Below are 10,371 nucleotides of genomic sequence, written 5' to 3'. Positions count from 1 at the left end.
AGAGTTAACTCCGCCGGTAAGATTTAAGCGGTGCGACCCCGTTGCAGGATCGCCCAATGCTATGGCAAAGGGCTGTGCTGCAGTTTGTTGTAATGAAAATCCCAATGCTACTACAAAGAAAGAAACCAATATAGCAGGAAAGGAGTTAGCATTGGCAGAAGGTATAATGGCCAATGCACCTACAACCGAAATGAGTAGTCCGTAAATAATGCCTTTTTTATATCCAATCTTGTTTAAGATATCGTATCCCACCATGCTGGAGATAAGGTACAACAACAATGAGCCAATAAAATAAGCGCCATAAAATGATGAACCAATTAGTTGTGATTCAAATTGAGAAAGATGAAAATGACTTTTACAAAAAGGAATAAAAATGCTGTTAGAGGCAGCAATAAATCCCCAGAAAAAAAATACCAATGCCAATGAGGCCAAGGCACTTCCATTTGTTTTAATTTTTGGAGCGTCAGGTTGGTTCATAACAATCGTTAAATAAGGTTTTAAAAAATTGGTTGTTAATTATGGCTGTAAAGTAAGATACATTTTGTAATCCTTAAAAAATTAATTGAAAATATGCATTAGTATCTATTTCATTCTTAACTTCAAGCAGATAATTAATTGATTGCTATGGAAATAATTCATGTAAGTGCAGAATGCTATCCCGTTGCAAAGGCTGGTGGATTGGGTGATGTGGTTGGGGCATTGCCAAAATATCAAAATAAAGCCGGGCATCATGCCAAAGTGGTAATGCCCATGCACCGTACCAAATTCTTATATGAAAACAGCTGGGAGGTTGATGCAAAAGGATATTTAGCCATTGGCGGACATTATTATAATTACACCATTATAAAGGAAGCTACCCATAAATTAGGTTTTGATTTATATTTAGTTGACATCAATGGTTTATTAGATCGAGATAAAATTTATGGTTATGATGATGACAGTTACCGTTATCTCGCCTTTCAAATTGCCATTTTAAACTGGTTGAGTTCCTGGGAACACCGGCCCGATATTATCCATTGCCACGACCATCATACCGGGCTTATTCCTTTTATGGTTAAAAATTGTTTTGATTATCGAAAACTCCAATCAGTGCCTACTATACTTACCATTCATAATGCACAATACCAGGGTTGGATGGGGTGGGACAAAAGCCATTGGTTACCTGCTTATGATAGTTGGAAATGGGGTGATTTAGATTGGAATAATACCATCAACCCATTGGCAAGTGGCATAAAATGCGCATGGAAAGTAACCACCGTTAGTTGGAGCTATTTAAATGAATTAAAATATAATAGTAACGGCTTGGAAGCCTTGTTTGAATACGAAAAGGGAAAATGTATCGGCATTTTAAATGGTATTGATAATGATGTTTGGAATCCCGAAACTGATACCTATTTAAAACATCATTATACAGTAAAAACGGTTGACAAAGGGAAAGAAAAAAACAAACAGTCTCTTTGTAAACAATTTGGTTTAAATGAAAACGTGCCTTTGGTAATTTTTATTGGAAGATTAGTAAGCGAGAAAGCTGCTGATATTTTACCCGAAAGCATAAAAGTTATTTTACATGGCATGAAAGAAACCGTTGCATTTTTAATTGTCGGTACCGGCGATACAGGACTTGAGTGGCAGTTGAGTATGATGAACAATTTATATCCGGGATATTATCATGCAGTAATTGGCTATAATGAAGCTTTATCGCATGAAATGTATGCGGGTGGCGATTTTTTACTTATGCCAAGCCGGGTAGAGCCCTGCGGTTTAAACCAAATGTATGCTATGCGGTATGGTACGGTTCCAATGGTACGCAGCACTGGTGGTTTGCAAGATACTGTAACTGATATGGGCGACTGGGAAGGATTTGGTATTCGTTTTAATCATGCCAGTATTCACGATATTTATTATTCTTTAAGCCGTGCTTTAGGCGTGTATCAGGATAAAGCGCAACTGTCGTTGATGCGCAAAACAATGATGAATATTGATCATAGTTGGGATAAAACTGTGCATGAATACATTATGGTATACCAATCTGTTTTGTAATGTTTTAGAATACTCAATTTTATATACATTCATCTAACCTTAAATATTGAATTTTATGTCAACGCTTAGTCAATCTGTGGTAGCCGTTATTTTAGGAGGCGGTGCAGGTACACGATTATATCCACTCACTGCATCCCGTTCAAAACCAGCAGTACCTATTGCAGGAAAATACAGGTTGGTAGATATACCCATTAGTAATTGTATAAATTCCAATATCAACCGGATGTTTGTATTAACACAGTTTAATTCAGCATCTTTAAATAAACACATTAAAAATACCTATCATTTTAGTGCATTCAGTACAGGGTTTGTAGATATACTGGCTGCAGAACAAACACCCGATAATCCGGGTTGGTTTCAGGGTACAGCCGATGCGGTACGCCAATCGCTCCGACATATTGATAATTTAGAATTTGATTACATATTAATTTTAAGTGGTGATCAATTATACCAAATGGATTTTGATGCCATGATTGAAGCGCACAAAGCCAAAGAAGCCGATATTTCTATTGCAACCATACCGGTACATGCCAGAGAAGCCTCAGAATTTGGTATCATGAAAACAGATAAATCGCACTGCATTACAGCATTTATAGAAAAGCCGAAACCGGAATTACTGGGCGAATGGATTAGTGATACAGGGGCAGAGATGCAACAACAGGGGCGTGTTTATCTAGCCTCAATGGGTATTTATATTTTTAATAAGCAGGTATTGTACAATTTGCTGAAAGAAGTGTACCCCGAAGCCACAGATTTTGGTAAGGAAATTATGCCGCAATCTATTGGAAAATATAATGTATTGAGTTTTCAGTATGAAGGATACTGGACAGATATCGGAAATATTTATTCGTTCTTTGAAGCAAATTTGGCACTTACAGAAGAAATTCCGTTGTTTAATTTATTCGACAATAACAGGATTATTTATACGAGAGCGCGGATGTTACCGCCTGCAAAAATCAGTGGCACTACTTTAGAGAAAACCATCATTTCTGATGGGTCTATTATTTTGGCCAGCAGAATGGAAAAATGTGTAGTGGGTATTCGTGCAAGAATTGGGTATGGTTCAACTATCGTTAATGCCTACATTATGGGAAATGATTATTATGAAACCTTAGAAGTAATGGCCGAAAATGTGAGTAAAGGCATTCCGAAAATTGGTATTGGGGAAAGGTGTTATATTAAAAATGCCATCATCGATAAAAATTGTCGGATTGGCAATGATGTGCGAATTAATGGTGGCACCCATCTGGACAATACTGATCATCCTTTATATACTATTAAAGATGGTATTGTAGTGGTAAAAAAAGGTGCCATTTTACCCGATGGTTTTGTAATATAATACTATGTTTGAAAAACATCTTTTGGCCAAAAGATGTTTTTTTTGCTATTTTTATGTTTGTGTAAAAAATACATATTAATTTAAACGATTGTCATGTCAAATGCCCAGCCCCCTGCTTCCTCCTTTACTGCTGCCAAACAAAACAAACCCAAATTGCGTTTTTGGCAAATCTGGAATATCAGTTTCGGATTTTTAGGTGTGCAAATTGGCTATTCGCTACAAAATGCCAATACCAGCCGCATACTTTCTGCTATTGGTGCCGATCCGCACCATTTAAGTTTGTTTTGGTTAGCCGCCCCCTTGGCAGGTTTTTTTGTGCAACCTATTGTTGGCTTATCAAGCGATAAAACCTGGACTCGATTGGGCAGACGAATACCATTTATTTTAGGTGGCGCTATTGTTTCAGCATTAGCCATGTTTTTTATGCCAAATTCTGAGCATTTTGCCGAATTATTACCACCGCTTTTTTTTGGTGCCACTATGTTATTATTAATGGATACCTCTTTCAATGTAACCATGCAACCTTTTAGGGCATTGGTAAGCGATATGGTTTCTGAAAGTCAACGTAACCAAGGTTATGCCATCCAAAGTTTTTTAATTAATGCAGGTGCGGTTATTGGATCTTTACTTCCCTTCATATTAACTTCTTTAGGTGTTGCCAATGAACCCGGCCCAGGGCAGCGTGTTGCTCCAACTGTTATATGGTCGTTTTATTTTGGAGGTGGTGCTTTGTTGTTTAGTGTGTTATGGACAGCACTTAGAACAAAAGAGTATCCTCCGGCAGAATATGCACAATACAACAATATTGATGAAAAGGAAAACAAAGAAAAAGTTAGTTTTCTAACCTTAATTAAGAACATTCCGACTACCATGCTGCAATTGGCTGTAACGCAATTCTTTTCCTGGTTTTCGCTTTTTTTAATGTGGGTATATACAACACAAGGTATTGCTCAACATATTTGGCAAACAACCAATCCTGAATCGAAAGAATATAATGAAGCCGGAAACTGGACAGGTGTAATTTTTGCTGCTTATAGTGTTTTTGCTGCCTTGTACTCACTTGTGCTAACACCTTTGGCCAATCGTTTCGGCAGAAAAAATACCTACATGCTTTCTCTAATAGCCGGAGGAATTGGATTAATATCCATGATGTTCATTACCGATAAGTATTGGCTATTATTGCCTATGGTGGGTGTAGGTATTGCGTGGGCTGCTATATTAGCGCTGCCTTATGCAATTTTATCCTCATCATTACCTGCAAAACAAACCGGTGTTTATATGGGAATTTTTAATATTACCATTACAGTACCTCAAATTACAGCCGGTTTATTAGGTGGGCTGGCACTTACTGCATTGGGTGAAAAACCCATTCATGTAATTGGGTTAGCGGGTGTTTCCATGATACTCGCCGGCATCTTCGCAAAAATGGTTATTAAAACACCCAATTCTTAATACGTTTAAAATGCTTTAATTATGTTTAAAAAAAGTGTAAGGTTGTTAATCTGTTTCTTTTTTTTATGGTTACCATCAGCGTTCTATGCACAAAAGGCAACTGTTTATCCAACCAACTGGTGGGTGGGTATGCAAAACCATCAAATTCAATTGCTTATTAAAAGTGCTACACCCGATGCCATTGCAATCAATCAAATTCAGATCAATTATCCGGGAGTTCAGATGTTAAAAGTACATCCGTTAGACAATAAAACATATGTAGCTGTAGATATTAATATTACCGAAGCCGCTAAACCCGGTATGGTACCCATTGTTTTTTGGGCGGGTAATTCAAAACAAACCATTGAATGGCCATTATACAGTAGAAGAGATGGTAACGGTACACTATTTGCGCAAGGTGTAAACGCTTCCGATTTTATTTATCTGGCTATGCCTGATCGGTTTAGTAATGGAGATACAACCAACGATCGTGTTCCCGGCATGCGCGACCAATCTTTAAACCGCGATTCTATTTATTTAAGGCATGGCGGCGACTTTCAGGGAATCATCAACCATTTGGATTATTTAAAAAATATAGGAGTAACTGCATTATGGCTTACACCGGTTATTGAAAATGATGAACCTAACAGAACCGAGCATGGTTATGCTTTTACCAATCATTATAAAATAGAACCCAGATTAGGTGGAGAAAAAATGTACCTTAAACTGAGTGATGAACTACACAAACGAGGTATGAAATTGATTCAGGATGCAGTATATAACCACGTTGGAAGTAAAAATATTTTTTTCTTAGATCCACCAAGTAAAGACTGGTTTCATCAATGGCCAAAATTTATCCAAACATCGTATAAAGATCAACCATTATACGATCCTTATGCAGCTGCTATCGATAAAAAAATTACCAGCGATGGATGGTTTACAGAAAAAATGCCCGATTTAAATCAAAACAATCCTTATGTAGCCAATTTCTTAATTCAACATGCCATTTGGAGTGTTGAAAAATTTGGCGTTGATGGCTGGCGGATTGACACTTACATTTATAATGATTTAAATTTCATGAACCGTTGTAATGCAGTTTTGGAAAAAGAATTTCCAAAAATTACCATGTTTGGCGAAACATGGGTGCATGGGGTATCCAGTCAGGCCTATTTTGTTGATAATAAAATTCAAATACCTTTTAAAAGTAATTTACAGGGTGCAACTGATTTTCAAATCCTTTTTGATGGTATTTTACCCGCAGTGAATCAGCCTTTTGGCTGGACGGAAGGTGTAAACCGATTGTACAGCACACTGGCAAAAGATTTTTTATATACAAACCCCATGCGGAATGTGATTTTTTTAGACAATCATGATTTGTCCCGTTTTTTTTCAGAAGTGAAAGAAGATGTTGCCAAACAAAAAATGGGTATTGCCTGGTTGTTAACCTGCCGGGGAATACCGGAAATGTATTATGGTACTGAAGTACTCATGAAAGGATTTACCAATCCGGATGGATGGGTGCGTTTAGATTTCCCGGGTGGATGGAAAGGAGATAAGAAGAATGCATTTACCGGAGAAGGACTTTCAAAAGATGAATTAGAGGTACAGCAATATACCAGAACGCTGGCAAATTTCAGGAAAACATCACCTGCAATAACATCAGGTAAGTTAATGCAATATGTGCCGAAAGATGGGTTATATGTGTACTTCAGATATACACCCAACCAAACCATTATGTGTGTAATGAATACCAATGAAAAATCTCAAAAAATAGAATTCAGTAATTATGCGGAACGCACGGCGGGTTTTACAAAAGGGATTGATGTAACAAATGGTAGTACTGTTGAAAGTAATTTTGAAGTAATGCCAAAAACTTTGATGGTTATTGAATTGAAAAAATAATTCATGATTTTTTTCCAATCATTGCCCGAAAGCAAAAATTGCTTGCGGGCAATTTTATAATAACGCATTCCAAACATATTTAGGGCCCGATTTTCCCCAGTCACTCATCCCTTTATTCAGATCCTTTTGCAGGTTCAGCCAATTGGTTATTTTACCTTTTAATTTAGGTGCAGCAATACTGCCAGCAGGTTCAGTTAATTCTAATTTAGTGGCAAACCAGGTAGTATACAATCGGGGTACGGCTAAGCCTAAAATTAAACCTGGTAATCCGCTAAAACTTTCCGGGCCACTGCTCACCGGAATTTGATCGGTATAAAATGCAACAACATATACTGAATCGCAAATTTTAGTAACCGCTTTTTTACATTCAAATCCGGCAATATCTCTGGTTTCGCCGGTAATACGCCATTCTAATTGTCGTAGTGTATCTTGTAAAAAATAGGTCTGTTCAAAAACATCGCGCTGCATATCTATTCTGTTTTTGGATAAATCTTTCCATATCTTATCATTCTCAGAGGGCTTCATGCCAAAAATATATTTGGTATCATCATTTTCTTTGATGAGTTGGAATAGGCTATAATTTTTATTAAAGTTTAGTACATAATCATTCACCACTATTTTAGGCATATTTTTTTTCATCAGCTGTGCCCATTCATTATCATTATCCATATCTAATAGCTGGTATTGGTTTACCCGTTTTTCATAATATACTTTTCCTGCATATATAAAATTGGCTTGTGCAGATACCTGTATTGCCAATAGCAGGAGTATAAAAAAAGAAAGGATGTTTTTCATAAATATTTTCGTCTGGTTATTTTTAATGTTGATTCAATACAGTTGATGCAACCTATATTTTTTTTACTGAGCGGGTTTACCGTTTTTATTAAAATTATAAGCAAGACTCAGCAAAAAATATCGTTGAATGGTTTGTTGGGTGGTTTGTGCAATAAAATTGCTGCTGATATTTCTGTTAATGCCTTTGTTTTGATTCAATAAATCATTCACCGAGAATTTTAACTCCCAGTTATCATTTTTGGTAAATGTTTTTTTGAGGGATGCGTTTACCAGATACACATCTGCATTGCCGGTAAACACACTTGTTTTTTCATAGATGGTGATATTACTGTTTGCTTCAAAATATAACTTAGCCGGTAGTTTGGCAGTGAAGTTAATGTATGGTGTGTATGTCCAGTAACGGGTAATAATGTTAGGGCTGATGGATGAACGGGAATAGTTTCTGGTAAAATCGGCATTTACATAAAAATTTACTTTCTTATCGCTCCATCTGCCAAAATAAACACCAATATTTATATTTCGGTTGTCGTTAATATTTTTTTCACCGTTAATAAAATTGATATACCGATTTATGCCCGGTGTACTGCTGAATCCGGCAATCCAGGTAGGTACTATTTCAAAACTATAGAACATAAAAATATTGCCACTATAGTTTCCGTTTACATTTACCGCCTGATTCACTCTTCGGCCTGAACTATCTACCACACTTGATGAGCTGATGGCATTGTTTATTAAATTAAAATTTCCACTAATGTAAATATTTCTGCTTTTTAAAACTTTAAAATCTGATACTGATAATTGAAAGCGATGATTGAATTCCTGTTTTAAATTGGGGTTGCCAATATTAATATTTAAAGGATCGGTATTGTCAACGAATGGCTGAATTTGAATCAGGGTAGGGTTTCGGGTAGAACCCGTATAGGTTAAGCTGATTTTTCTTTGTGCTTTAGGAGTAAAGTTGATGGCCGCTGTGGGCAAAAAATTGGTGAACTGAATAGTACGATGGGTATTTTGCAATACATCATTTAAATTGAATGTAGTTATACCTATACCGGAACCTGCAGAAAAATTAAATTTCTTTGCATTGTACCGGAAAGTGGCGCCGCCAGACTGACTATTGATGTTGTATTTAAAATGATTGGTCAGCGAATCAACACCAATATCATATTTCCCGTTAATACTATCTTTTGCAAAGGTGTTTCTTTGCGCATCATTACCTGAAAAGCCAAAACGATAATTGAGTTCTAAAAATGTTTTTTTCCATAATGGTTCTGTGTACACCAATTTACCATCTACCCCGGAAAGATTTTCATTGTTGGTTTTATACTGATCAATGTTTTGTGCCGTTGATAAAAAACCGGTTTTGTCATAAAAGCTGTTTTGTGCAATCAGGTATCCGGTATTGTTTCTGTCCGAAAAATTCAAATTGCCATTGAATGAAATGGTTCTGCCTGCTTTTTTTAATTTTTTTCGCCAGAAAAAATTACTTAAAAAATTATTTTCTGTTCCATCCAAAGTAGTAGTTCTGTCGGTTTGGTTAATGATTTGTCTTTCCTGACTAATGGATTGGCCGGTATATAGATTAATGTCGTTTCTTTTTATTTGCGAACCAGTTAAAGTAACTTTTAATGAACTGGTTGAATCTATCTGCCATTCATACACGGCATTCATCCGATGCCTTTGTCGGGTGTTGTTGGCATTTTGTTGTACTTTATTAATAAATGTAGTATCGGGTAAAATATACTGTGTAATGGAATTGGTTTGGCCAATGATATTTAAATGATTGAACTGATAAGTGCCATTAATGTTTTGTTTGTCTTCATTCCATTTATTTCCATAAGTAGCACCTGCAGTGGTTGAATTAGGCAAGCCGGAGCCGTTGCTAAATTCATCATTTGTTTGGCTAATCCAAATACTGCCATCATCCTGCACATCGGTAGTTCTGTTTAAATCATTACCATAATTACTTTTTTCATTCCAGTTTAATGATTCGTAACGTGTGTTATCATTGGTAACATAAGCTGCAAATTTTCGTTTCTTTTGAAAGGAGTTCACCATGGCTTTTTCATAATGATATTGCGTGGCATCGCTTCCGGCTTCTACTTTTCCAAAATAGCCTTTCTTTTTATCTTCTTTTAAAGTTAAATTAATGGTTTTGGTTTTTTCTCCATCATCAATACCCGAAAAAACGGCTTGATCACTTTTTTTATCGTAAACCTGCACTTTATCTACATAATCTGCTCTTAAATTTTGTGTTACAACTGCAGGGTCATCACTAAAAAATTCTTCCCCATCCACCAATACTTTTCTAACCCGTTCACCTTGTGCCGTTATTTCACCCTTGGCATTTACCTGAATGCCGGGTAATCGTTTTAAAAGATCTTGTACATTCGCGTTGGGGCCGGTATGAAAACTATCTGCCTTAAATTCGGTAGTATCACCTTTTATTTTTATGGCAGCAACCCGTTGTTGCACAATTACTTCCTGCAGTAAATGGGCTTTTGTTTCTAAATAAATATTGCCTAAATCAATAAGGGTTTGTCCCGGTTTTATAAACAGTGTATCAATAAAATCTGCATAATTTGGATACGACACCATTACAATACTTTTTACGGCAGGTATTGCATTCATTTCAAAGCTTCCATTTTTATGTGTACGGGTAAAATGCAGTAAAACAGAATCATTGGCTCTTAAAACTGCAACAACTGCATTGGATAATGGGATATGTGCAGTAGTATCGGAAATAGTTCCTTTAATACGGATGGTTTGTGCAGCCGAATGTAATGAAATAAATAGCAAAATGGATATTGGCAAAAATTTTCTCATAAGCACTGTTCATGTTAATAACTTCAATTCATTTTAAA

General features: G+C 36.3%; 7 protein-coding genes. 4 read left to right on the top strand and 3 right to left on the bottom strand.

Going from position 1 to position 10,371, the window contains the following annotated elements; all coding sequences use genetic code 11:
• Positions 1–477 (bottom strand): MFS transporter (locus A0F92_RS04135; RefSeq protein ID WP_394330963.1); only part of this gene is annotated, 477 nt, incomplete at its 3' end.
• Positions 478–624: 147 nt separating this feature from the next.
• On the opposite strand from A0F92_RS04135, the gene A0F92_RS04130 reads away from it, so the two are divergent.
• The 4 genes from A0F92_RS04130 (at position 625) to A0F92_RS04115 (ending at position 6,712) form a co-directional block, all read left to right on the top strand.
• Positions 625–2,040 (top strand): glycogen synthase, encoded by a 1,416-nt coding sequence (locus tag A0F92_RS04130; RefSeq protein ID WP_068241974.1) that lies wholly within the window; start codon positions 625–627, stop codon positions 2,038–2,040.
• Positions 2,041–2,095: 55 nt separating this feature from the next.
• A complete protein-coding gene (locus A0F92_RS04125; protein WP_068241972.1) occupies positions 2,096–3,379 on the top strand; it encodes a glucose-1-phosphate adenylyltransferase in 1,284 nt (427 codons plus the stop codon).
• Positions 3,380–3,472: 93 nt separating this feature from the next.
• A complete protein-coding gene (locus A0F92_RS04120) occupies positions 3,473–4,831 on the top strand; it encodes an SLC45 family MFS transporter (RefSeq protein ID WP_068241970.1) in 1,359 nt (452 codons plus the stop codon).
• Between the two features lie 21 nt (positions 4,832–4,852).
• The gene (locus A0F92_RS04115) at positions 4,853–6,712 is read left to right on the top strand and encodes a glycoside hydrolase family 13 protein (RefSeq protein WP_068241958.1); all 1,860 of its coding nucleotides are present in this window, start codon (positions 4,853–4,855) and stop codon (positions 6,710–6,712) included.
• Between the two features lie 54 nt (positions 6,713–6,766).
• Here A0F92_RS04115 and A0F92_RS04110 read toward each other — a convergent pair whose 3' ends face one another.
• A complete protein-coding gene (locus A0F92_RS04110) occupies positions 6,767–7,507 on the bottom strand; it encodes a GLPGLI family protein (RefSeq protein WP_167516796.1) in 741 nt (246 codons plus the stop codon).
• Positions 7,508–7,570: 63 nt separating this feature from the next.
• Positions 7,571–10,333, bottom strand: coding sequence for an outer membrane beta-barrel family protein (locus tag A0F92_RS04105; protein ID WP_068241957.1), 2,763 nt, complete (start codon positions 10,331–10,333; stop codon positions 7,571–7,573).
• Positions 10,334–10,371: the final 38 nt, after the last annotated feature.

It is taken from the genome of Hydrotalea flava, assembly GCF_001623405.1.
GTDB lineage: Bacteria > Bacteroidota > Bacteroidia > Chitinophagales > Chitinophagaceae > Hydrotalea > Hydrotalea flava.
The sequence above is the reverse complement of the archived record's forward strand: the minus strand, read 5'-3'. Positions and strand labels throughout refer to the sequence as shown.

What these genes read in the sequence shown, in the direction of transcription:
- A0F92_RS04130 (WP_068241974.1), top strand. Translation starts at nt 625, where the DNA reads ATGGAAATAATTCATGTAAGTGCAGAATGCTATCCCGTTGCAAAGGCT.
- A0F92_RS04125 (WP_068241972.1), top strand. Translation starts at nt 2,096, where the DNA reads ATGTCAACGCTTAGTCAATCTGTGGTAGCCGTTATTTTAGGAGGCGGT.
- A0F92_RS04120 (WP_068241970.1), top strand. Translation starts at nt 3,473, where the DNA reads ATGTCAAATGCCCAGCCCCCTGCTTCCTCCTTTACTGCTGCCAAACAA.
- A0F92_RS04115 (WP_068241958.1), top strand. Translation starts at nt 4,853, where the DNA reads ATGTTTAAAAAAAGTGTAAGGTTGTTAATCTGTTTCTTTTTTTTATGG.
- A0F92_RS04110 (WP_167516796.1), bottom strand. Translation starts at nt 7,507, where the DNA reads ATGAAAAACATCCTTTCTTTTTTTATACTCCTGCTATTGGCAATACAG.
- A0F92_RS04105 (WP_068241957.1), bottom strand. Translation starts at nt 10,333, where the DNA reads ATGAGAAAATTTTTGCCAATATCCATTTTGCTATTTATTTCATTACAT.